Origin of the sequence: Pseudomonas sp. VI4.1 (genome assembly GCF_002029345.1) — a bacterium.
Lineage (GTDB): Bacteria > Pseudomonadota > Gammaproteobacteria > Pseudomonadales > Pseudomonadaceae > Aquipseudomonas.
The window spans coordinates 16,651-38,990 of sequence record NZ_MULM01000171.1; the positions used below are offsets into that span (position 1 = coordinate 16,651).

Annotated in this window: 14 protein-coding genes, 1 tRNA gene and 4 pseudogenes; 13 read left to right on the plus strand and 6 right to left on the minus strand. The window is 61.3% G+C overall.

What is annotated here, in order from left to right; all coding sequences use genetic code 11:
• The first annotated feature begins 11 nt into the window (after positions 1-11).
• Positions 12-2,059, plus strand: a pseudogene (paaZ, locus tag BZ163_RS22825) (phenylacetic acid degradation bifunctional protein PaaZ).
• A 342-nt stretch (positions 2,060-2,401) separates the two neighbouring features.
• Here the strand turns inward: paaZ and BZ163_RS22830 are convergent.
• The 5 genes from BZ163_RS22830 to BZ163_RS22850 all read right to left on the minus strand — a co-directional run bounded on the left by BZ163_RS22830 (position 2,402) and on the right by BZ163_RS22850 (position 6,172).
• A tRNA-Gly gene (locus BZ163_RS22830) sits at positions 2,402-2,477 on the minus strand.
• Between the two features lie 63 nt (positions 2,478-2,540).
• Positions 2,541-3,101 carry a CDP-diacylglycerol--glycerol-3-phosphate 3-phosphatidyltransferase gene (pgsA, locus tag BZ163_RS22835; RefSeq protein ID WP_128872701.1) on the minus strand — a complete coding sequence of 187 codons (561 nt, stop codon included), beginning with the start codon at positions 3,099-3,101 and terminating at the stop codon, positions 2,541-2,543.
• 32 nt (positions 3,102-3,133) lie between these two features.
• Positions 3,134-4,957, minus strand: coding sequence for an excinuclease ABC subunit UvrC (uvrC, locus tag BZ163_RS22840; protein ID WP_128872702.1), 1,824 nt, complete (start codon positions 4,955-4,957; stop codon positions 3,134-3,136).
• A 2-nt stretch (positions 4,958-4,959) separates the two neighbouring features.
• Entirely contained in the window at positions 4,960-5,601 is a 642-nt protein-coding gene (gene uvrY, locus BZ163_RS22845; protein WP_008015884.1) for a UvrY/SirA/GacA family response regulator transcription factor, read from the minus strand.
• Between the two features lie 127 nt (positions 5,602-5,728).
• Positions 5,729-6,172: a GNAT family N-acetyltransferase gene (locus BZ163_RS22850; protein WP_128872703.1), complete on the minus strand. Its 444-nt coding sequence runs from the start codon at positions 6,170-6,172 to the stop codon at positions 5,729-5,731.
• Between the two features lie 170 nt (positions 6,173-6,342).
• Here BZ163_RS22850 and BZ163_RS35885 point away from each other — a divergent pair, with 170 nt between their 5' ends.
• The 12 genes and pseudogenes from BZ163_RS35885 (at position 6,343) to BZ163_RS22905 (ending at position 21,094) form a co-directional block, all read left to right on the plus strand.
• Entirely contained in the window at positions 6,343-6,471 is a 129-nt protein-coding gene (locus tag BZ163_RS35885) for a hypothetical protein (protein ID WP_256579095.1), read from the plus strand.
• A gap of 337 nt (positions 6,472-6,808) precedes the next feature.
• Positions 6,809-7,881: pseudogene (locus tag BZ163_RS22855) on the plus strand (3-deoxy-7-phosphoheptulonate synthase).
• 213 nt (positions 7,882-8,094) lie between these two features.
• Positions 8,095-8,977, plus strand: a pseudogene (locus BZ163_RS22860) (lipase family alpha/beta hydrolase).
• A gap of 104 nt (positions 8,978-9,081) precedes the next feature.
• Complete coding sequence (locus BZ163_RS22865) at positions 9,082-9,363, plus strand: peptidylprolyl isomerase (protein WP_027923796.1); 282 nt, start codon at positions 9,082-9,084, stop codon at positions 9,361-9,363.
• Positions 9,364-9,497: 134 nt separating this feature from the next.
• On the plus strand, positions 9,498-11,366 hold the full coding sequence (locus tag BZ163_RS22870) for an extracellular solute-binding protein (RefSeq protein ID WP_128872704.1): 1,869 nt from the start codon (positions 9,498-9,500) through the stop codon (positions 11,364-11,366).
• Complete coding sequence (locus BZ163_RS22875; protein ID WP_128872705.1) at positions 11,366-12,430, plus strand: microcin C ABC transporter permease YejB; 1,065 nt, start codon at positions 11,366-11,368, stop codon at positions 12,428-12,430. The genes BZ163_RS22870 and BZ163_RS22875 overlap by 1 nt, the downstream gene beginning before the upstream one ends.
• A pseudogene (locus BZ163_RS22880) lies at positions 12,430-13,453 on the plus strand (ABC transporter permease). The gene BZ163_RS22875 and the pseudogene BZ163_RS22880 overlap by 1 nt, the downstream one beginning before the upstream one ends.
• 26 nt (positions 13,454-13,479) lie before the next feature.
• Complete coding sequence (locus BZ163_RS22885) at positions 13,480-15,060, plus strand: ABC transporter ATP-binding protein (protein WP_128872706.1); 1,581 nt, start codon at positions 13,480-13,482, stop codon at positions 15,058-15,060.
• 66 nt (positions 15,061-15,126) lie between these two features.
• Complete coding sequence (locus BZ163_RS22890) at positions 15,127-16,542, plus strand: sigma-54-dependent Fis family transcriptional regulator (RefSeq protein ID WP_128872707.1); 1,416 nt, start codon at positions 15,127-15,129, stop codon at positions 16,540-16,542.
• Between the two features lie 299 nt (positions 16,543-16,841).
• Complete coding sequence (locus tag BZ163_RS22895; RefSeq protein ID WP_128872708.1) at positions 16,842-18,233, plus strand: GntP family permease; 1,392 nt, start codon at positions 16,842-16,844, stop codon at positions 18,231-18,233.
• Positions 18,234-18,240: 7 nt separating this feature from the next.
• The gene (locus BZ163_RS22900) at positions 18,241-19,014 is read left to right on the plus strand and encodes a 3-hydroxybutyrate dehydrogenase (RefSeq protein WP_128872709.1); all 774 of its coding nucleotides are present in this window, start codon (positions 18,241-18,243) and stop codon (positions 19,012-19,014) included.
• A 124-nt stretch (positions 19,015-19,138) separates the two neighbouring features.
• On the plus strand, positions 19,139-21,094 hold the full coding sequence (locus BZ163_RS22905; protein WP_128872710.1) for an acetoacetate--CoA ligase: 1,956 nt from the start codon (positions 19,139-19,141) through the stop codon (positions 21,092-21,094).
• A 103-nt stretch (positions 21,095-21,197) separates the two neighbouring features.
• On the opposite strand, the gene BZ163_RS22910 is transcribed toward BZ163_RS22905, so the two are convergent.
• Positions 21,198-22,307: a PilT/PilU family type 4a pilus ATPase gene (locus tag BZ163_RS22910; protein ID WP_128872711.1), complete on the minus strand. Its 1,110-nt coding sequence runs from the start codon at positions 22,305-22,307 to the stop codon at positions 21,198-21,200.
• Positions 22,308-22,340: the final 33 nt, after the last annotated feature.

The following is a 22,340-nucleotide window of genomic DNA, read 5'->3' on the forward strand; positions in this document are numbered from 1 at the left end:
GAGGAATCGTGATGTCTCACGCCCCTACCCTGCAAAGTTTCATCGCCGGTCGCTGGATCGGCCAACACGGTGCCCAGGTGCTGTGCAGCGCCATCGATGGCCATGAAATTGCGCGCACCCACGAGGAGCGCCCGGACTTCGCCGAAGCCATCGAGCACGGTCGTCGCCAGGGCGTCAGCGGGCTGATGGCGCTGGACTTCCAGCAACGGGCCCAGCGTCTCAAGGCGCTGGCCTTGTACCTGAGCGAACGCAAAGAACAGCTCTACGCGATCTCGCACCACAGCGGCGCCACCCGCGCCGACAGCTGGATCGACATCGAGGGCGGCAACAGCACGCTGTTCACCTACGCCAGTCTCGGTTCCCGGGAACTGCCGTCGGGCAACATCGTCCACGAAGGCCCGGCGATGCCGCTGAGCAAACTCGGCACCTTCGCCGGCACGCATATTCTGGTGCCTCGTGGCGGCCTGGCCGTGCACATCAACGCCTTCAACTTCCCGATCTGGGGCATGCTGGAAAAATTCGCCCCGAGTTTTCTCGCCGGCATGCCGTGCATCGTCAAACCGGCCAGCGCCACCAGCTACCTGACCGAAGCCGTGGTGCGCCTGATGGACGAATCCGGTTTGTTGCCGGCAGGCAGCCTGCAATTGATCATCGGCAGCACCGGTGATTTGCTGGATCGTCTGCAAGGCCAGGACGTGGTGACTTTCACCGGTTCCGCCGATACCGCCGCCAAGCTGCGGGTCAACCCGAACCTGATCCGCAACTCGGTGCCGTTCAACGCCGAAGCCGACTCGCTGAACTGCGCGATCCTCGCCCCGGACGTGACCCCGGACGACGAAGAATTCGAGCTGTTCATCAAGGAAGTCGCCCGGGAAATGACCACCAAGGCCGGGCAGAAATGCACCGCCATCCGCCGAGCGATTGTCCCGGCCAAACACATCGATGCGGTCGCGACCGCCTGCGCGATCGACTGGCGAAAGTCGTGGTCGGCGACCCGTCGGTGGAAGGCGTGCGCATGGGTGCGCTGGCGTCTCACGATCAGCAAAAAGACGTCGCCGAGCGCCTGGAAAGCCTGTTGCAGAGCAGCGATATGTTGTTCGGTGCCCGTGATGGTTTCGAGCCACGCGGTGAAAATGTCAGTCAGGGTGCGTTCTTCGCACCGACGCTGTTGCAGTCGCGCGACCCGCACGCCGAGGGCGGCGCTCACGATATCGAAGCGTTTGGCCCGGTCAGCACCCTGATGGCCTACGACGATCTGGATGAAGCACTGGCCCTGGCCGCTCGCGGCAAAGGCAGCCTGGTGGCGAGTTTGATCACTAAAGACCCGCAGATCGCCGCCAAGGCAATCCCGGTAGCGGCGGCCTGGCACGGCCGTTTGCTGGTGCTGGACCGCGAATCCGCCGCCGAATCCACCGGTCACGGTTCACCCCTGCCACAACTCAAACACGGCGGCCCGGGTCGTGCCGGCGGCGGTGAAGAACTCGGTGGTCTGCGCGCGGTGAAACACTACCTGCAACGCGCGGCGGTGCAAGGCTCGCCGACTATGTTGGCGGCGGTCACCGGCGAATACGTGCGTGGCGCCAAGGTCATCGAAACCGAAGTGCATCCGTTCCGCCGGTTCTTCCAGGACCTGCAGATCGGCGAATCGCTGCTGACTCACCGTCGCACCGTGACCGAAGCCGATCTGGTGAACTTCGGTTGCCTGTCCGGCGATCACTTCTACATGCACTTCGACGACATCGCCGCCAAAGAATCGCAATTCGGCAAACGCATTGCCCACGGTTACTTCGTGCTGTCGGCGGCGGCCGGCCTGTTCGTGTCCCGGCGCGGCCCGGTCCTGGCCAACTATGGCCTGGATACTTTGCGCTTCATCACCCCGGTGGGCATCGGCGACACCATCCAGGCGCGCCTGACCTGCAAACGCAAAATCGACCAGGGCAAAAAGAGCCCGCAAGGCATTCCGCAAGGCGTGGTGGCCTGGGATGTGGAAGTGACCAATCAGTTGGGAGAACTGGTAGCCAGTTACGACATTTTGACCCTGGTAGTGAAGCGCGAGTAGTCATCCGACTCAAAAGCCTTGAACGGCCAACCCCGCTTCTGAGGACCCGCACAGGGGATGTCTCAAAGCGGGTGTGTCAAAAGGCCGGGGCCAATACCAAACCTTGAAAATAGAGGTGGTTTGGGAACAAGCCCACCAAGGAGCCCGTTGGAATCTCAGACTCTGACAATGGAACGTTAAGAGCGAGGGATGTAATTGGAATTATTCTTGCCCAGCTCTTCTCTGCTGAAGAGTTCGGCAAAGACCGGCGCGCCTGGAGGTTTCCACCGGAACGAAAAAAGGACCCGAAGGTCCTGATTTCAATCACTTACAGAATTCAGTGGAACTCTGCAGCGCTATATTTGGAGCGGGAAACGAGACTCGAACTCGCGACCCCGACCTTGGCAAGGTCGTGCTCTACCAACTGAGCTATTCCCGCGTCTTGGTGTGGCGCATTCTATAGAATTCAGAAGCGCCGTCAAGCCTTTGATTCAAAAAAGTTTTATTTCTTTTCTGCATCGGTCTTCAGATGCGGCCAGGCAGCCCGCAAGTACTGGATCATCGACCACAACGTCAGGCCGGCGGAGACCAGCAGCAAGGCGTAACCGAACAGGACCCAGAACGTGAAGTCCGACGGGTTGGCCAGCAGGATCACCAGCGCCAGCATCTGCGCAGCGGTTTTCCATTTGCCCAGGTTCGATACTGCGACGTGGGCACGGGCACCGAGTTCGGCCATCCACTCGCGCAGCGCCGAGACCACGATCTCGCGACCGATGATCACGGCGGCCGGCAGCGTGAGCCACAGGTTGCCGTGTTCCTGCACCAGCAGCACCAGCGCTACGGCGACCATCAGCTTGTCGGCCACCGGATCGAGGAAAGCCCCGAATGGCGTGCTTTGCTCCAGACGGCGGGCCAGGTACCCGTCCAGCCAGTCTGTGGCGGCGGCAAAGGCGAACACCGAGGCGGACGCCAGGTAGCTCCAGTGGTAAGGCAGGTAAAACAGCAAAATAAAGATCGGAATGAGCAGGACGCGTAGAACGGTAATCAGATTAGGGATATTCATCGGCACAACTGGCTACGAGGTGAGGTGGCATTCTACTCGCTGTGCAGATTTGCATAAATCAACTCTGCGAGCTTTTTACTGATCCCGGGTGCTTTGGCGATCTCTTCGATGCTGGCACGAGACAGCTCCTGCAATCCACCAAAATGTTTCAACAAATCGCGCCGACGTGTCGGGCCGACGCCCGCGACGCCCTCAAGTGTAGACGTACGGCGGGTTTTGCCGCGACGGGCGCGGTGCCCGGTAATCGCGAAACGGTGGGCTTCGTCGCGTATCTGCTGGATCAGATGCAGCGCGGGGGAATCGCCGCGCAAGGTGAATTCGTGGGCGGCATCATTCAGGTACAAAGTTTCGAAGCCGGCCTTGCGTGTTGCGCCCTTGGCCACGCCCAGCAGGATCAGGTCGGGCACCGCCAGTTCATTGAGCACGTCCCGGGCCATCGACAGCTGGCCCTTGCCGCCGTCCACCAACAGAATGTCCGGCAGCTTGCCCTCCCCGTCCTTCAGTTTGCTGAAGCGCCGGGTCAGGGCCTGGTGCATCGCAGCGTAGTCATCGCCCGGGGTGACGCCTTCGATGTTGTAGCGTCGGTAGTCGGACTTGATCGGGCCTTCCGGGCCGAACACCACGCAGGAGGCCACCGTCGCTTCGCCGCTGGAGTGGCTGATGTCGTAACACTCCAGACGCTGCGGTGGCTCGTCCAGGTTCAGCACTTCGGCCAAGGCATCGAAACGTGCGGCAACATGTTGCCGGTTGGCCAGTCGTGCGCCCAGGGCCTGCTCGGCATTGGTGACCGCCAGTTGCTGCCAGCGTGCCCGGGTCCCACGGACCCTGTGACTGATGGTCAGTTCGCGACCGCGCAGCTTGTCGATGGCTGCGATCAGGGTCGGAAAGTCTTCGTGAACCACATTGACGATCAGCTCGCTCGGCAAGTCGCGCTCGGGACTGCTGACGTAGTATTGACCGAGAAACGCCGCCATGACTTCAGATACGTCTTCTTCAATACCCACCTGCGGGAAGAAGTTCTTGCTCCCCAGCACTCGCCCGCCGCGCACGCTGATCAAGTGCACGCAGGCACCGCCGGGATTGACGAACGCCGCGATCACGTCGACATCGCCTGTACCGCCTTCCATGCTCTGCTGATCCTGGACCCGGCGCAGCAACGAGATCTGGTCGCGCAACTCGGCGGCACGCTCGAATTCGAGGTTGATCGCCGCCTCCTCCATGGCGACAGACAATTCGTCCGTCAACGCATTGCTGCGCCCCTCGAGGAACATCACCGAGTGCCGTACGTCTTCGGCGTAGACTTCGGGCTCCACCAGACCGACGCAAGGTGCCTTGCAGCGTTTGATCTGGTATTGCAGGCACGGCCGCGTGCGGTTCTTGTAATAGCTGTCTTCGCACTGGCGTACGAAAAAGGTTTTTTGCAGCAGGCTCAGGCTTTCGCGAATCGCCCCGGCGCTGGGATAAGGACCGAAGTACTTACCCTTGGCCTTTTTCGCCCCGCGATGGATGCTCAGGCGCGGGAATGCGCCGTCCGAGAGAAAGACGTAGGGGTAGGATTTGTCGTCGCGCAGCAGAATGTTGTAGGGCGGCCGCCACTCCTTGATCAGCGTCTGCTCAAGCAACAGGGCTTCGGTTTCATTGGCCGTGATCGTCGTTTCGACCTGGGCGATACGTGCCACCAGGGCCGCGGTCTTGGGGGCGAGCCCGGACTTGCGAAAGTAGCTCGACAGACGACTCTTGAGGTTCTTGGCCTTGCCGACGTAGAGCAGGCGCGCATCGCTGTCGAACATGCGATACACACCGGGACGCCCACTGACCGTCGACAGAAAGGCGCCTGGATCAAAGGCTTCAGTCATGTTCAGAGGCTGGCATCGACCATGCCGTGACGAACCGCCAACAGCGTCAACTCGACATCACTGCTGATCGAAAGCTTTTCGAATATGCGGTAACGGTAGGTATTCACGGTTTTTGGCGACAGGCACAGCTTGTCGGAGATGATCTGCACTTTCTGACAGCCGACAATCATCAGCGCGATCTGGATTTCCCGTTCCGACAGTGCATCGAAGGGTGAATCGTTGGTCGGCTGGAAGGACTTGATCGCCAGTTGCTGGGCAATCTGCGGGCTGATGTAGCGTTGCCCGGCAAACACCAGGCGAATCGCCTGGACCATTTCCGGCAACCCGGCGCCCTTGGTCAGGTAACCCGCGGCACCGGCCTGCAGCAACCGGGTCGGAAACGGGTCTTCTTCGCACACGGTGACCGCGACGACCTTGATGTCCGGATGACTGCGCAATAATTTGCGCGTGGCTTCAAGACCGCCGATTCCCGGCATCTTGACGTCCATCAGTACCACATCGGGTTTCAACTCACGCGCCTTGAGCAGGGATTCTTCACCTGATTCAGCCTGGCCGACCACTTGCAGGCCATCGATGTCAGCCAGCATTCGTGTAATGCCTGTACGAACGAGATCATGGTCATCGACTACTAGCACCCTAATCAAGCAGACACCTCGCGATATGGTCTTATTGGGTTGCTCGACACCTTAGCAAAAAGCGCCTGGCAGACCTAGCGGCACGCGCTATATAAACAGTATCAATAGTTCTTGAAAGGCTTGCGGTATACGTGTCTTAGCCCTGCACCCCAGCGATCTCGCGCTGCATTCTCAGGAAACACCCGTCCGTGCCAACGACTGCCAGTCCCTTTCTCTCATATAAAGCCCGTGCTGGATTGTTTTGAAAAACCGTCAGACGCAACGCCTGGCGTCGCTCCCGGCACGCCATGGCCATCACCCGATCGATCACCCAGGCGCCGGCGCCCTGCCCTCGAAACGCCTCCAGGATGTGCAATTCGCGGATGTACAGGTCCCTGGCGTCCCGACTCAGGCTGACATAACCGAGCACGGTCTCGCCCTTCACGATCAACCAGTTCTCGCGCCCGGCCCAGCCGATATCGAAACCTTCGTCCAGCCACAACAGATGATGCTGGATGTAGTAGCGCAGCATATTGTCGCAGGTCAGCCTTCGAGCGAAGTCGAGGTCCCGGAGCGTCGCCGGGCGTAATTCCAATGCCATCAAGCCTCCACGACCGCCACTGTGTTCTGCCGCTGGCCCCAGGCCTCAAGTGTGTCACAACCTTCAACGCACTCAAGCGATAGACAACGCCATCGGCAATCGATAGCATTTTCTGATTGAATCTGCCTGCCGGCCTCTAGTAAGCTCGGTGCATTCATCGGAGACAGACCATGTTCAACACCCTCTCACCGCTTCAGACCGCCAGCGCCCTGCGCTCGGTCGCGGCTGCCCGGGTGAATGACGTCTGTGCTTCGGTCAGCTTTTATTTTGGGTATTGGTTTAGCCACTGGCGCGCCTGATACCCACACGGCGCCCACTTTAAACGGGTCGCCACCAGAGAATTCTCAACCCCCGGTCGGCTTCCCGACCGGGGGTTTTGTTTTTTCAGCCCTGCACATTTTTTAGCGACACACCGATAACTCGAGGATTTCAACCATGAACTACGCCACTTATTACCGTTACGACAGTTTTACCGCCTGGCGATTTAGCAGCCTCCGCTCGGGACAGCCTGCCGCCTCCGATCGGTCACCCACAGGTGGCAAGGACACACTCGCAGCCAATCCGGCCAATTGTCGAACACCCCAGTAGGGCCGAGTGCGCGGGACCGAACCCGCCACCTGCCCAGGAAGCCAGAACATGAACTCGTCCGTCTCCGCTCTGCCGCTGTCCACCCTTAACCCTGCCAATGAAGCGCTGACCCTGCGTCTGCCCAGCTCATTGCAACTCAAGCAGCAACTGCCGCTCAGCAACGCCCTGACCCGGCAAGTCGCTGCCCACCGCCAGGCGGTTCGCGCGATCCTCGATGGCGAAGACTCCCGCCTGCTGGTGATCGTCGGCCCTTGCTCGATTCATGATCCCCGCTCAGCGCTCGAATACGCCACCCACCTTGCTCGCCTGGCCACCGACGTCAGCGATGAGATGCTCCTGGTGATGCGCGCCTATGTCGAAAAACCGCGCACCACAGTCGGCTGGAAAGGCCTGGCCTACGATCCGCACCTGGACGGCAGCGACGACATGGCGGGCGGCCTGACCCTGTCTCGCGAGTTGATGCGCGTCATGCTCCAGCTGGGCTTGCCGATTGCCACCGAACTGCTGCAACCGATGGCCGCCGGGTACTTCGACGACCTGCTCAGCTGGGTGGCGATCGGCGCCCGCACCACCGAATCGCAGATCCACCGGGAAATGGCCAGCGGCTTGGGCATGCCGGTCGGTTTCAAGAACGGCACCGATGGTGGCGTGACCGTCGCCGCGACGCCATGCGCTCGGCCGCCCATCCCCATCGTCATTTCGGTGTCGACAGTCAGGGGCATCCTGCAATCATCCAGACCCCTGGCAACCAGGACACTCACCTGGTGCTGCGCGGCGGCCATCGCGGACCGAACTACGACCGCGAGAGCGTCGCCCGGGTGCACAGCGACTTGACCAGGCTGCACATTCCGGCGCGGATCATGGTCGACTGCAGCCATGCCAACAGTGGCAAAGACCCGTTGCGGCAGCCAGAGGTGTTCAACGACGTACTTGAGCAACGCCTGCAAGGTGACCGATCGCTGATCGGGATGATGCTCGAGAGCCATTTGTTCGAAGGCTGCCAGGCGTTGAGCCCGTCGCTGCGGTACGGGGTGTCGATCACCGACGGCTGCCTCGGCTGGACCGCGACCGAAGACGTGTTGCGCCAGGCGGCGATCCGGTTGCGGGCCCAGCTCGACTGACAGATCAATGACCCTCCGGAGGCAGGCGCGCTGCCTCCGGCGAAAGGCTGTCCAGACCTTCCGGCTAAGACCTCATGTCCCTTCGAGATTTCGTACTGTTTCCATTCCGCTTTCATCAGGCCAGCGCGGCTTTTTCATACATCGCACCCACGCTGGAGTGTTTTAGAGTGAGGCGCAAGCATCCCATAACCTCCTATGAAAAAGGTATGAACAATGCAACGGAATGCAACGACTCGCTACCCGATTCTGCTGGTCCATGGGCTCTTCGGTTTCGATCGCATCGGCCGGTTCGAGCTCGTTCCATGACATCAAGCAAGCCCTCAGGAACGCCGGCGTCCGGGTGTTTGTCCCCCACCTGTCGGCCAGCCATAGCAACGAAGTCCGCGGCGACCAGCTGCTGGCGCAGATCGAGTGGGTGCTGGAAGGTACCGGCGCGAACAAGGTCAACCTCATCGGTCACAGCCAGGGCGCGCTGGCCGCGCGTTATGCGGCGGCGATTGCCCCCGGGGCCGTCGCATCGGTAACCTCCGTCAGCGGGCCGAATCACGGTTCGGAGCTGGCGGACGTCCTGCGCCAGGCCCTGACACCCGGACGCCTGTCAGAGCAGGTCGCCGAGGCCGTTGCCACCTTGTTCGCCGACTTTCTATCGGTACTCAGTGGCAACCGCCAGCTGCCGAAAAACGCCATTGCCGCGCTGAGTGCGCTGACCACCGAGGGCGTGGGCCTATTCAATAAAAAATACCCCCAAGGGCTGCCGCACACATGGGGTGGCAACGGCCATGAACTGGTCAACGGTGTTCACTACTACTCCTGGAGCGGCACGCTGCAAGGGCGCCTCCTCGATCAAGGGCGCAATGCATTCGACCCGTTGCACGGATGTTGTCGGGCCTTCTCCCGTTATTTCACCACTGAAGCCAGGCAGAACGACGGCCTGGTCGGGCGCTACAGTTCTCATCTGGGCACCGTGATCCGCTCCGACTATGCGCTGGATCACTTCGACAGCATCAGTCAGATGGCCGGTCAGATCCGCAGAGGCATCGACCCGGTCGAGCTTTATGTAGAGCATGCCGAACGCTTGAAAAAGGCCGGACTGTGACGAATGCCCCACTGCCGGCAGCCGCGGAGGGAACTTTGGGAAGAAATAGGTAACTGAATCCGGTAGGCTCACCATTTTACTGAACATTGAAAGGAGTATTCCCCATGGCTAAAGCCACTGCCCGCCACATCCTGGTTGCCAGCGAAGCCAAGTGCAACGAACTCAAGGCCCAAATCGAGGGTGGCGCCGATTTTGCCGAAATCGCCAAAGCCAACTCCACTTGCCCGTCCAGCCGTCAAGGCGGTGATCTGGGCTCGTTCGGTCCGGGCCAGATGGTCAAGGAATTCGACACCGTGGTCTTCAGCGCACCGATCAACGTGGTGCAAGGCCCGGTAAAGACCCAATTCGGTTACCACTTGCTGGAAGTGACCAGTCGTCAGGACTGATCGATCCGCAGTTTCCTGCATAACGGCCCGCCATTTGGTGGGCCGTTGTGTTTCGGTCATGTGATACGGCTGGCGAGGGACGCGCCGCTAGCGTACAAATTGCGGTTATCGACCACCCGGCTCAAAGGCTGACAATGCGACTGGCTTTCCCAACCTTGTTGTTCACTGCCGTGGCCCTGTTATCGGGTGCCGCCGGGGTGAATGCAACACCGCAACATGCGCTGACCGTGTATGGCGAGCCGGCGAAGTATCCCGCCGACTTCAGTCATTTTGCCTACACCAACCTGCAAGCACCCAAGGGCGGCACCCTGCGTCGTTCGGCGATCGAAATCGGCCATTTCGACCATATCCTGCCGTACATCGACAAGGGCATCGGCGTTACGCAGATCGACGGCTTGATCTATTCGCCCCTGGCCCAGCGCTCGCTGGACGAGCCTTACACCGTGTACGGCCTGGTGGCGCAGACGATGGAACGCGCCGATGACGGCTTGTCCCTGCGTTTCAACCTCAACCCCAAGGCCCGTTTTGCCGATGGCCAGCCGATCACCGCCGAAGACGTGCGTTATACCTTCGAGCTGCTGATGACCCAGGGCAGCCTGCGTTATCGCACGCAATTCGCCGACGTCAAGGGCGTCGAAGTGGAGTCGCCACGCACCGTGCGTTTCGACTTCAAGAACAACGAAAACCGCACCCTGCCCCTGGATATCGCGACCTTGCCGGTGTTTCCCGAGCACTGGTGGAAAACCCGCGACTTCGCCGGTGGCGGCGGATACGAGCCGCCGCTGGGCAGCGGCCCGTACCAGGTCGCCAAGGTCGACTCCGGGCGCAGCATCACCTTCAAGCGCAACCCCGACTGGTGGGGCAAGGACCTGCCGGTCAGCCGCGGCTTGTACAACTTCGACCATTTCAGCATCGAATATTTTGGCGATACCGACGTGGCGCGCCAGGTGCTGCGTGGCGGTGCCTACGACTACAACCGTGAATTTTCCGCCACCGGTTACTCGATCGGCTACGACAGCCCGGCGCTGGGCGATGGGCGCCTGCAAAAGGCCCATCTGGCCCAAAGCGCCCCGCAATCGGCGCAAGGCTTCGTGTTCAATCTGCAAAATCCGCTGTTCCAGGACCGTCGCGTCCGCCAGGCCCTGGCCATGCTCTGGGATTTCGAGTGGAGCAACCGGCAGATGATGCGCGACCTGTATATCCGTCAGCAGAGCTTCTTCTCCAACACCGATCTCGCCGCGCGCAACCTGCCCGATGCCGCCGAGCTGGCGATTCTCGAGCCCCTTCGCGGACAGATCCCGGATGAGGTGTTCACCCAGGTCTTCGAGGCACCGAAAACCGATGGCAGCGGCGTCATTCGCGACAAACAGTTGCAGGCCCTGGCACTGCTGGAAGCCGCAGGCTGGAAGCCTGATGGCGATCAACTGGTGAACGCCGAAGGCAAGCCACTGAGCTTTACCTTCCTGGTCAGCCAGAACGGCATGGACCGCTTGCTCCTGCCGTACAAACGCACGCTGAAACAGATCGGCATCGACCTGAACATCCGTCGCATCGACTCGTCGCAATACGTCAATCGCCTGATGTCCCGGGACTACGACATGATCGTGACCGGCTACCCGGTTACCACCTCGCCGGGTAATGAGCTGTACAACTACTTTGGCTCGGTGGCGGCCAACGATCCGGGCTCCAACAACTACATGGTGCTGAAGAACCCGGCGGTCGATACGCTGCTCAACGGCCTGGTTCGCGCCAACACCCAGGCCGACATGTTGCGCCATGCCCATGCGCTGGACCGGGTACTGCAATGGAACTACTACTGGATTCCCAACTATTACCCACCAGGCAGTTCGACCGTGTGGTGGAACCGCTTCGGCATTCCCAGCGTGCAAGCCAGCAATGACGAAGCCGTCGAGAGCTGGTGGGAAGTCAGCTCCACTCCCCTGACCAACCAGCAGATGACGGCCGAGCTCATCAAGCGCGGCGCACCCGGAGGGCCGCACTGATGTGGGCTTATATCCTGCGACGCCTGCTGCTGATCATTCCGACACTGTTGATCATCCTCCTGGTCAACTTCGTCATCGTCCAGGCGGCGCCGGGCGGCCCGGTGGAGCAGGCGATCGCGCACCTGCAAGGCATCGGCGGCGCCAGTGTCGGCGGTGGTTCCAGCGACGCCATCAGCCATGGCGGTTCCCGGGCCAGCCGCGGCCTCGACCCGCAGCTGATCAAGGAGATCGAAAGACAGTACGGCTTCGACAAGCCGGCCCCGGAACGCCTGTGGCTGATGCTCAAGAGCTATGCGCAACTGGACTTCGGCAAGAGCTTCTTCCGCGGCGCCACGGTCACCGACCTGATCCTGGAAAAAATGCCGGTGACCATTTCCCTCGGGCTCTGGGCCACGCTGATCACCTACCTGGTGTCGATTCCCCTGGGCATCCGCAAGGCCGTGCATCACGGCAGCCATTTCGATATCTGGAGCAGCACCGCCATCGTCGTCGGCTACGCCATGCCGGCGTTCTTGTTCGCGATGTTCCTGATCGTGGTGTTCGCCGGGGGCACTTCGTTGAACTGGTTTCCGGTGCGAGGCCTGGTCTCGGACAACTTCGAGTCGCTGTCGACTGTGGGCAAAATCGCCGACTACTTCTGGCACCTGGTGTTGCCGGTCACGTCACTGGTGATCGGCGGCTTCGCCACCCTGACCATCCTGACCAAGAACTCCTTCCTCAATGAAATCACCCGCCAATACGTGGTCACCGCCCGCGCCAAGGGCATGAGCGAGCGACGGGTGCTGTACGGCCATGTGTTTCGCAACGCCATGTTGCTGGTGGTGTCGGGGATACCCCAGGCCTTTATCAGCGTGTTTTTCGCCGGCTCCTTGCTGATCGAAGTGATCTTCTCCCTCGATGGCCTGGGCCGCATGAGTTATGAAGCCGCGGTGTCGCGGGACTACCCGGTGGTGTTCGGCTCGCTGTTCATCTTCACCCTGTTCGGCCTGCTGATAAAAATCGTCGGCGACCTGTGCTACACCCTGGTCGACCCGCGTATCGACTTCGCCGCGAGGAACGCCTGATGTTCAAGCTCTCGCCGCTGGGCCGTCGCCGCTTCGAACGGTTCAAGAAGAACCGGCGTGGCTGGTGGTCGCTGTGGCTGTTTATCGGCCTGTTCCTGCTGACCCTCGGCGGCGAACTGATCGCCAACGACAGACCGCTGGTGGTCGGTTACCAGGGTTCGCTGTACTTCCCTGCCTTCAAACGCCACACCGAGCAGGAGTTCGGCGGACAACTGCCGTTCCAGGCGGATTACCGCAGCGACTATGTGCAGAACTTGATCAAGAAGGACGGCGGCTGGCTGCTGTTTCCGCCGATCCCGTTCAGTGACGACACGCCCAACTATGACCTGGACAAACCGGCACCGAGCCCGCCGTCGAAGGTCAACTGGCTGGGCCCACCGCGACCAGGCCCGCGACGTGCTGGCCCGGGTGATTTTCGGCGCACGGGTGTCGATCCTGTTCGCCTTGATGCTGACGTTGGTCAGCGCCCTGATCGGTATCGCCGCCGGTGCACTGCAAGGCTATTACGGCGGCTGGGTCGACCTCTTGGGCCAGCGGCTGCTGGAGGTCTGGTCCGGGTTGCCGGTGCTGTATCTGCTGATCATTCTCTCCGGGTTCGTCGAGCCGAATTTCTGGTGGTTGCTGGGGATCATGGCGCTGTTTTCCTGGCTGGCCATGGTCGACGTGGTGCGCGCCGAATTCCTGCGCGGGCGCAACCTGGAATACGTCAAGGCCGCCCGAGCCCTGGGCCTGAGCGACCGCAAGGTCATCGTGCGGCACATCCTGCCGAACGCGATGAATGCGACCCTGAGTTACCTGCCATTCATTCTGACCGGCGCGATCTCGACCCTTACGGCCCTGGATTTCCTCGGTTTCGGCATGCCGGCCGGCAGCGCGTCCCTGGGCGAGTTGATCGGTCAGGGCAAGCAGAACCTGCAAGCGCCGTGGCTGGGACTGACCGCGTTTTTCACCCTGGCACTGATTCTTTCGCTACTGGTATTTATCGGCGAGGCGTTGCGTGACGCCTTTGATCCACGGTCTTGATCCACGGTCATGAGGCGAGCGTTGACATGAGTAATAACCTGATCGAAATCCGTGGCCTCAACGTGGCCTTCAGCGGCCAGACCGTGGTGCGCAACCTGTGCCTGGACATCCGCCCCGGCGAGTGCCTGGCCCTGGTGGGCGAGTCGGGCTGCGGCAAGTCGGTGACCGCGCACTCGATCCTGCAACTGCTCCCCGAGACCGGCACCGACACCTCGGGCAGCATCCGCTATCGCGGCAAGGAACTGCTCGGCGCTTCCTCCACGGTACTGCGCGAGTTGCGCGGCAACCGGATCGCGATGATCTTCCAGGAACCGATGTCGTCCCTCAACCCGCTGCACAGCGTCGAGAAACAGATCGGTGAAACCCTGCTGTTGCACAAGGGGCTGACCGGCAAGGCGGCGCAGGCGCGGATTCTCGAGTTGCTGCAACTGGTGGGCATCCAGAAACCCAAGGAACGGCTCAAGGCTTATCCCCATCAATTGTCCGGCGGCCAGCGCCAACGGGTGATGATTGCCATGGCCCTGGCCTGCGAGCCGGAGTTGCTGATCGCCGACGAACCCACCACCGCGCTGGACGTGACGGTGCAGCGCAAGATCCTGCTGCTGCTCAAATCCCTGCAGAAGCGGCTCGGCATGTCGCTGCTGTTGATCAGTCACGACCTCAACCTGGTGCGCAGCATCGCCCAGCGCGTCTGTGTGATGAAGTCCGGCGAAATCGTCGAGCAAGCGCCCTGCGAGACGCTGTTCACCGAACCGAAACATCCCTACAGCTGCGTGCTGCTCAACGCCGAACCGGAAGGGGAAGCCCTGCCCCGGGACGAGCGCGAGAACGTGCTGGAAGTGGTCGACCTGTGCGTGCGCTTCGCCCTCGGCGGCGGACTGTTCCAACGCAAGACGTATTTGCACGCGGTGGACGGCATCAGCCTGAATGTCCAGCGCGGCAAGACTTTGGGCATCGTCGGTGAATCCGGTTCCGGCAAGTCGACCCTGGGCCAGGCGATCCTGCGCCTGCTCGATTCCGACGGCAGCATTCGCTTCCAGGGTGAAGCACTGGACGGCTTGTCGCAAAAACAGTTGCGGCCGTGGCGCAAGAAAATGCAGGTGGTGTTCCAGGACCCCTTCGGCAGCCTCAGCCCGCGGATGTCGGTGGCGCAGATCATCAGTGAAGGTCTTGAAGTGCATAGTCGATTGACCGCGGACGAGTGCAAGGCCGAGGTGATTCGGGCGCTGGAAGAAGTCGGCCTCGACCCGCAAAGCCGCGATCGTTACCCCCACGAATTCTCCGGCGGGCAACGCCAGCGCATCGCCATCGCTCGCGCGCTGGTGTTGAAACCGGCGCTGATCCTGCTGGACGAACCGACCTCGGCGCTGGATCGCACCGTGCAAAAACAAGTGGTCGCCCTGCTCCGTCAGCTTCAGGAAAAGCACGGGCTGACGTACCTGTTCATCAGTCACGACCTGGCGGTCGTGCGCGCCCTGGCCCACGACATGATCGTGATCAAGGACGGCAAAGTGGTGGAAAGCGGTGCCAGCCACGACGTGTTCGATTCGCCGCAGCACCCCTATACCAAAGAGCTGTTGGCGGCGGCGCAGTTGGGGTGGGCATAATTCGCGGCATGCTCTTTGGACCGCGTCGCGGCCTTCGCGGGCAATAAATTATCAGGATCAGCACCCATGAACACCACCGAAAGCCTCAAGGACTACCAACAGGTCCGCCTGTTGGCAATCCGTTCATTGTTCGAAATCATCGAGCAGTCGAGTGAAGGCACGGTGATCGTCGATCGCGATGCCAATATCGTCTGGATGAACGAGCGCTACGCCAAGCGCTTTGGCCTGGAGTCGGCGCAAGTGGCCATCGGCAAAGCCTGCGAAAGCGTGATCCCCGGCAGCCTGCTGCGTGAGGTGGTGCGCAGCGGCCGGCCGATTCTGCTCGACATGCAAGACACCCCCAAGGAACCGCTGGTGGTGATGCGCCTGCCGATTCACGACGATACGGGCGTAGTGATCGGCGCCATCGGCTTTGCCCTGTTCGACGAATTGCGCAGCCTGTCGCCGATGCTCAAGCGCTACATGAGCATGCAGGAAGAGCTTGCTTCCACGCGCTCGCTGCTGCGGGCGCGGCAGACCAAATACAACTTTGCCCACTTCATCGGCACCAGCGCCGCCAGCCTGGAAGTCAAACGTCGCGCCCGGCGCAGTGCCAGCGCCGATTCGCCGGTGCTGCTACTGGGTGAAACCGGCACCGGCAAGGAATTGCTGGCCCAGGCGATTCACGGTGCTTCGCCCCGCGCGCACAAAGCCTTCGTCAGCATCAACAGCGCGGCGATTCCAGAGTCGCTGCTGGAGGCCGAATTCTTCGGCACCGCGCCAGGCGCGTTTACCGGTGCCGACCGCAAGGGCCGTGCGGGCAAATTGCAGATCGCCCAGGGCGGCACGCTGTTCCTCGATGAAATCGGCGACATGCCGCTGCCCCTGCAAAGCAAGTTGCTGCGGGTGCTGCAGGAAAAGGAATTCGAGCCGGTGGGCTCCAACGAAGTGATCCAGAGCGATGTGCGGGTGATTGCCGCCACGTCGACTGATCTTGAAGCGGCGATCAGGCGCGGCGAGTTCCGGGCCGATTTGTATTATCGTCTCAATGTGTTGCCGATTCAGGTCCCGCCCTTGCGCCATCGCCTTGACGATCTCCCGGCGCTCAGCGAAGCGATACTGGAAGAACTGCGCAGTCAGCATGAACTGAACCGCGAGGCGCTTGAATTATTGGGTCAACATGCCTGGCCGGGAAACATTCGCGAACTGCGCAATGTGCTGGAGAGGGCGGCCTTGCTCAGTGATGACCTGATGCTGAATGTCATGGATATCCGTGCGGCGATCGGTACGCTGATGCCGGTGGAGCGTGTCGCGCCCTCGAACATCGAGGCGGTTGCCCAGGAGACATTCAGCGAGGCGCGGGCGCGGTTTGACCGGCAGTTGATTGAATCGGCCCTGGCGCAATGCGGCGGCAAGGTGATTGAAGCGGCGACTCGGCTGGGGTTGGGGCGGTCGACGCTGTACAAGAAGATGGTGGCGTTGGGGATTGCAGAGTCTCCATAAAGAGACACTTGTCTCTGTTTATAGACACAATCTGGGAGCGCTGCGCGCTCTTCGCCAGCAAGCCGGCTCCTACAGAAAATAGCATGCACACCAGACACCCTGTGTAGGAGCTGGCTTGCCAGCGAAGAGGCCCTCAACTTCAAAATAATTCTCAAAACAGAGACAAAAAACTCATCAACACCACCAAAACAAATAAATATCCTTATATTTCAATATGTTGCGTTCATGGCACGAATCTCGCTATAGCCCTCCCCCACATAGATACACCCTAAAAAAAATAACAATCCAGGAGACACACCATGAGTGTGATCATTGCCTTGGCAGCCCTCGCGCTGCTGATGCTCGCGGCCTACCGTGGCTACAGCGTTATCCTCTTCGCCCCGATTGCCGCCCTCGGCGCTGTCCTGCTCACCGACCCTTCCGCCGTCGCCCCAGCCTTCACCGGGGTGTTCATGGAAAAAATGGTCGGCTTCATCAAACTGTACTTCCCGGTATTCCTGCTGGGCGCAGTGTTCGGCAAGCTGATCGAACTGTCGGGATTCTCGCGCTCCATCGTTGCCGCAGCGATTCGTCTGCTCGGCACTCGCCAGGCGATGCTGGTGATCGTGCTGGTCTGCGCGTTGCTCACCTACGGCGGCGTGTCGCTGTTTGTGGTGGTGTTTGCGGTCTATCCGTTTGCCGCCGAGATGTTCCGCCAAAGCAATATCCCCAAGCGCCTGATCCCGGCGACTATCGCCCTCGGCGCGTTCTCGTTCACCATGGACGCCCTGCCCGGCACCCCGCAGATCCAGAACATCATTCCCAGCACCTTCTTCAACACCACCGCCTGGGCCGCGCCCTGGCTGGGCCTGATCGGCTCGATCTTCGTGGTCTGCGCCGGCATGCTGTTTCTGCAGCGCCAGCGCAACAAGGCTCAGCTGTCTGGTGAAGGTTATGGCACCGAACTGCGCAACGAGCCGGAAACCGCTGCCAACATCAAGCTGCCAAACCCATGGATCGCCCTGTCGCCGCTGCTGGCCGTCGGTATCATGAACCTGTTGTTTACCCAGTGGATTCCGCAGTGGTACGGCAAGACCCACAGCCTCGCGCTGCCGGGCATGGCGGCGCCGGTGACCACCGAAATCGCCAAGCTCACCGCGATCTGGGCGGTCCAGGCCGCCTTGCTGGTCGGCATCATCATGGTGTTGGTGTTCGGTTTCCAGGCGATTCGCGGCAAGTTGGCCGAAGGCAGTCGCAGTGCGGTCGGCGGTTCATTGCTGGCGGCGATGAACACCGCGTCGGAGTACGGCTTCGGTGCGGTGATCGCCTCCTTGCCGGGCTTCCTGGTACTCGCCGACTGGCTCAAGAGCATTCCCAACCCGCTGGTCAATGAAGCGATCACCGTGACCCTGCTGGCCGGCATCACCGGTTCGGCGTCTGGCGGCATGAGCATTGCCCTGGCGGCCATGGCCAATGACTTCATCGCGGCGGCCCATGCGGCCGACATTCCCCTGGAAGTGCTGCACCGGGTCGCTGCGATGGCCAGCGGCGGCATGGACACCTTGCCGCACAATGGCGCGGTGATTACTTTGCTCGCAGTGACCGGCCTGACCCACCGCGAAGCTTACAAAGACATTTTCTGTATTACGCTGATCAAGACCCTGGCGGTCTTTGTAGTGATCGGTACTTTCTACGCCACTGGCATTGTGTGAGGTATTCATGACAACTCTTTCGGGCAAGACTGCACTGGTCACCGGTTCCACCAGCGGCATTGGCCTGGGCATCGCCCTGAGCCTGGCCAAGGCCGGCGCCAATTTGATCCTCAACGGCTTCGGCGATGCTTCCAAGGTCATTGCAGAAGTAGCGCAATTCGGAGGCAAGGTCGGTCATCATCCGGCGGACGTGAGCGACCCGGCACAGATTGCCGAGATGATTGCCTACGCCGAGCGCGAATTCGGCGGTGTGGACATTCTGGTCAACAACGCCGGCATCCAGCACGTGGCGCCGGTGGAGGATTTTCCGTTGGAGCGCTGGGATTCGATCATTGCGATCAACCTGTCGTCGGTGTTCCACGGCACCCGCTTGAGCCTGCCGGGCATGCGCGCCAAGGGCTGGGGGCGGATCATCAACATCTCCTCGGTGCACGGTCAGGTCGGCTCGGTGGGCAAGGCGGCGTATGTGGCGGCCAAGCATGGGGTGATCGGTTTGACCAAGGTGGTCGGCCTGGAAACGGCCCGGACGAATGTGACGTGCAACGCCATCTGCCCCGGCTGGGTGTTGACGCCGCTGGTGCAGAAACAGATCGACGCCCGCATCGCGACCGGGATCGAGCCGCAACAGGCACAGCATGATTTGCTGGCCGAGAAGCAGCCGTCCGGCGAGTTCGTGACACCGCCGCAGCTGGGTGAACTGGTGCTGTTCCTGTGCAGCGAAGCCGGTAGCCAGGTCAGGGGCGCGGCGTGGAATATCGATGGTGGGTGGTTGGCGCAGTAACCAGCCGTTAGACCGCGTTATCGTTCTTCGCGGGCAAGCCACGCTCCCACAGGGGGATCGCATTTTTATGTGGGATCGTGGCTTGCCGGCGAAGGGGATCTGAAGATAGAAAAAGAGGCAAACCATGTCCGACATCCTCTGGCAACCCGGCGCCGAGCGCATCGGCAAGACCCGCATGGACGCCTTCCGGCGTTTCATCAATCAACGCCATAACCTCGACGTCGCCGACTACCCCGCCTTGCATCAGTGGTCCATCGAGCAGCGGGTCGACTTCTGGCAGGCCATCGTCGATTTCTTCGACATCCGCTTTCACGAGCAACCCGACGCCGTACTGGTCGAAGGCGCGCAAATGCCCAGCGCCCAGTGGTTTCCCGGCGCCACCCTGAACTTCGCCGAACACCTGCTAAGGCGCCGCGACGATGCCGTGGCGGTGGTCGCCATCGGTGAACACGGTCAGCGTGAACAGTTGACCTGGGCCGAACTGGCGGAACACGTGGCCGGTTTCCAGAACGGTTTGATCGCCTGCGGGGTCGGCCTCGGCGACCGCGTGGCCGCGTGCATGCCGAACACCTGGCAAACTCTGGTGGCCATGCTCGCCACCACCAGCCTCGGGGCAATCTGGTCCTGTTCGTCGCCGGACTTCGGCACCCAGGGGGTGGTGGATCGCTTCGGCCAGATCGAGCCGAAAGTGCTGGTCACCTGCGCCGGCTACCGCTACGCCGGCAAGGAGATCGACCAGACGGCCAAGGTCAACGAAGTACTCGCTCAACTGCCCTCCCTGCAGCAGCTGGTCGTCGTCCCTTACGCGCGGCCACAGGCACGCATCGAAGCATTCCATACCCCGGCCAACGTCACGCTCTGGGATGATTTCTACGAACCTGGCGGCGAGCCGGATTTCGTGCCCGTGCCCTTCGCTCATCCGCTGTACATCCTGTATTCCAGCGGCACCACTGGCATCCCCAAATGCATCATCCACAGCACCGGCGGCGTATTGCTGCAACACGTCAAGGAACATGGGCTGCATTGCGACCTGGGTCCCGGCGACCGGTTGTTCTACTACACCACCTGCGGCTGGATGATGTGGAACTGGCTGGTCTCGGCCCTGGCCGTGGACAGCGCCGTGGTGCTGTATGACGGTTCACCCTTTCATCCCGGGCCCGAACGCCTGGTCGATCTGATCGACGACGAACGCATCAGCGTGTTCGGCACCAGCCCCAAGTACCTGGCCACCCTGGAAAGCAACGGCGTTAAGCCGCGGCACAGCCATGACCTGGGCAGCCTGAAAACCCTGCTGTGCACCGGTTCCGCGCTGTCGCCCCAGAGCTACGACTATGTTTACCGCGACGTCAAGCGCGACCTGTGCCTGGCGTCGATGTCCGGTGGCACCGACATTGTCTCGTGCTTTGTCAACGGCAATCCGCTGCTGCCGGTCCGCCGGGGGGAAATCCAGGGCAAGAGCCTGGGCATGGCCGTCGAGGTCTGGAACGATGCCGGTAATCCCGTCGTTGGCGAAAAAGGCGAACTGGTCTGTACCCGACACTTCCCGGCAATGCCCATCGGCTTGTGGAATGACCCCACCGGGGAAAAGCTGCGCGCGTCGTACTTCAGTCTGTTCCCCGGGGTCTGGGCCCAGGGCGATTACGCCGAACAACTGGCGCACGGCGCGATGCTGATCCACGGGCGCTCGGACGCGGTGCTCAATCCTGGCGGCGTGCGCATTGGCACGGCGGAAATCTACCGTCAGGTGGAGAAAGTCCCCCAAGTGCTCGACAGCGTGGCCATCGGCCAACAGTGGCAGGATGATGTGCGGGTGGTGCTGTTTGTGCGTTTGCGCGACGACCTCGAGCTGGACGATGCCCTGCAACAGCAGATCCGCCAGGTCATCCGCGCCAACACCACGCCACGGCATGTGCCGGCGAAGATCGTGGCGGTGACGGACATTCCCCGCACGATCAGTGGCAAGGTGGTCGAGCTGGCCGTGCGCAATGTGGTGCATGGGCAACCGGTGAAAAACACCGATGCCCTGGCCAATCCCGAGGCGCTCGAACAGTTCCGCAACCGCCCCGAACTCAAGGATTGAAACCCGTCCCTGTAGGAGCTGGCTTGCCAGCGAAAGCGGCCTCACGATTGGTGCAAGACTCGAGGCCCCCTTCGCCGGCAAGCCGGCTCCTACGGGTTATGCGTCAGTCCATGAGTCCCCATTCACCGGGTGCGGCATGGGTTCCCGGTGACGCTTCAGCATGCAACTTCAAGCGCAACCGCAAGTTGTTCACCGAATCCGCATGCTTGAGCGCCTCTTCCTCATTGATCGCCCCCTCGACGACCAAGGCATACAGCGCACCGTCGAACGTCTGCATCCCCGCCTCCTGCGACTTTTCCATGATCCCCTTGAGCTCGGAAAACTCGTTGCGCCGGATCAGATCGCCGATCGTCGGCGAGCCCAGCATCACCTCCACCGCGGCTCGGCGGTGACCGTCGCGCGAAGGTACCAAGCGCTGGGAAACGAAGGCCTTGAGGTTATTCCCCAGGTCATTGAGCAGTTGCGCGCGGCGTTCTTCGGGGAAAAAATTGATGATTCGGTCCAGTGCCTGATTGGCGTTGTGCGCATGCAGCGTCGAGATCACCAGATGGCCAGTATCGGCAAACGCCAGCGCATGCTCCATGGTTTCGCGGTCGCGGATTTCGCCGATCAGCACCACGTCCGGCGCCTGGCGCAGGGTATTTTTCAGCGCGGCATGAAAACTGCGGGTATCGACGCCGACCTCGCGCTGGTTGATGATCGACTTCTTGTGCCGATGGATGTACTCGACCGGATCTTCGATGGTGATGATATGGCCGCTGCTGTGGCGGTTGCGGTAGTCGATCAGTGCCGCCAGCGAGGTTGACTTGCCCGAGCCGGTGGCACCGACGAAGAGCATCAGGCCTTGCTTGAGCATGACCGCATCGAGCAACACGGCGGGCAACTTGAGGTCTTCGAAGCGCGGAATGTCGAGTTTGACGTTGCGCGCCACGATCGACACATCGTTGCGTTGCTTGAAAATATTGACCCGAAAGCGCCCGACACCCGCCAACGAGATTGCCAGGTTCATCTCCAGTTCCCGATCGAACTCCAGGCGCTGTTCGGCGTCCATGATGGACGCGGCAATAGCGGCGATTTCCCCGGGTTTGAACGGCTGATCGGCCAGGGGTTTGAGCACGCCATCGAACCGCGCGCTGGGTGGCGCGCCCGTGGACAGGTATAAATCGGAACCGTCCTGGCTGGCCAGGACTTTCAACAATGCAGCGATTTCCATGGCAAAAAGCACCCGCGAAGCATTCAATGAATA

Excerpts from the sequence above, each read along its gene's own strand:
- pgsA (WP_128872701.1), bottom strand. The coding sequence starts at position 3,101 with ATGAATATCCCTAATCTGATTACCGTTCTACGCGTCCTGCTCATTCCG.
- uvrC (WP_128872702.1), bottom strand. The coding sequence starts at position 4,957 with ATGACTGAAGCCTTTGATCCAGGCGCCTTTCTGTCGACGGTCAGTGGG.
- BZ163_RS22850 (WP_128872703.1), bottom strand. The coding sequence starts at position 6,172 with ATGGCATTGGAATTACGCCCGGCGACGCTCCGGGACCTCGACTTCGCT.
- BZ163_RS35885 (WP_256579095.1), top strand. The coding sequence starts at position 6,343 with ATGTTCAACACCCTCTCACCGCTTCAGACCGCCAGCGCCCTGCGCTCG.
- BZ163_RS22865 (WP_027923796.1), top strand. The coding sequence starts at position 9,082 with ATGGCTAAAGCCACTGCCCGCCACATCCTGGTTGCCAGCGAAGCCAAG.
- BZ163_RS22870 (WP_128872704.1), top strand. The coding sequence starts at position 9,498 with ATGCGACTGGCTTTCCCAACCTTGTTGTTCACTGCCGTGGCCCTGTTA.
- BZ163_RS22875 (WP_128872705.1), top strand. The coding sequence starts at position 11,366 with ATGTGGGCTTATATCCTGCGACGCCTGCTGCTGATCATTCCGACACTG.
- BZ163_RS22885 (WP_128872706.1), top strand. The coding sequence starts at position 13,480 with ATGAGTAATAACCTGATCGAAATCCGTGGCCTCAACGTGGCCTTCAGC.
- BZ163_RS22890 (WP_128872707.1), top strand. The coding sequence starts at position 15,127 with ATGAACACCACCGAAAGCCTCAAGGACTACCAACAGGTCCGCCTGTTG.
- BZ163_RS22895 (WP_128872708.1), top strand. The coding sequence starts at position 16,842 with ATGAGTGTGATCATTGCCTTGGCAGCCCTCGCGCTGCTGATGCTCGCG.
- BZ163_RS22900 (WP_128872709.1), top strand. The coding sequence starts at position 18,241 with ATGACAACTCTTTCGGGCAAGACTGCACTGGTCACCGGTTCCACCAGC.
- BZ163_RS22905 (WP_128872710.1), top strand. The coding sequence starts at position 19,139 with ATGTCCGACATCCTCTGGCAACCCGGCGCCGAGCGCATCGGCAAGACC.
- BZ163_RS22910 (WP_128872711.1), bottom strand. The coding sequence starts at position 22,307 with ATGGAAATCGCTGCATTGTTGAAAGTCCTGGCCAGCCAGGACGGTTCC.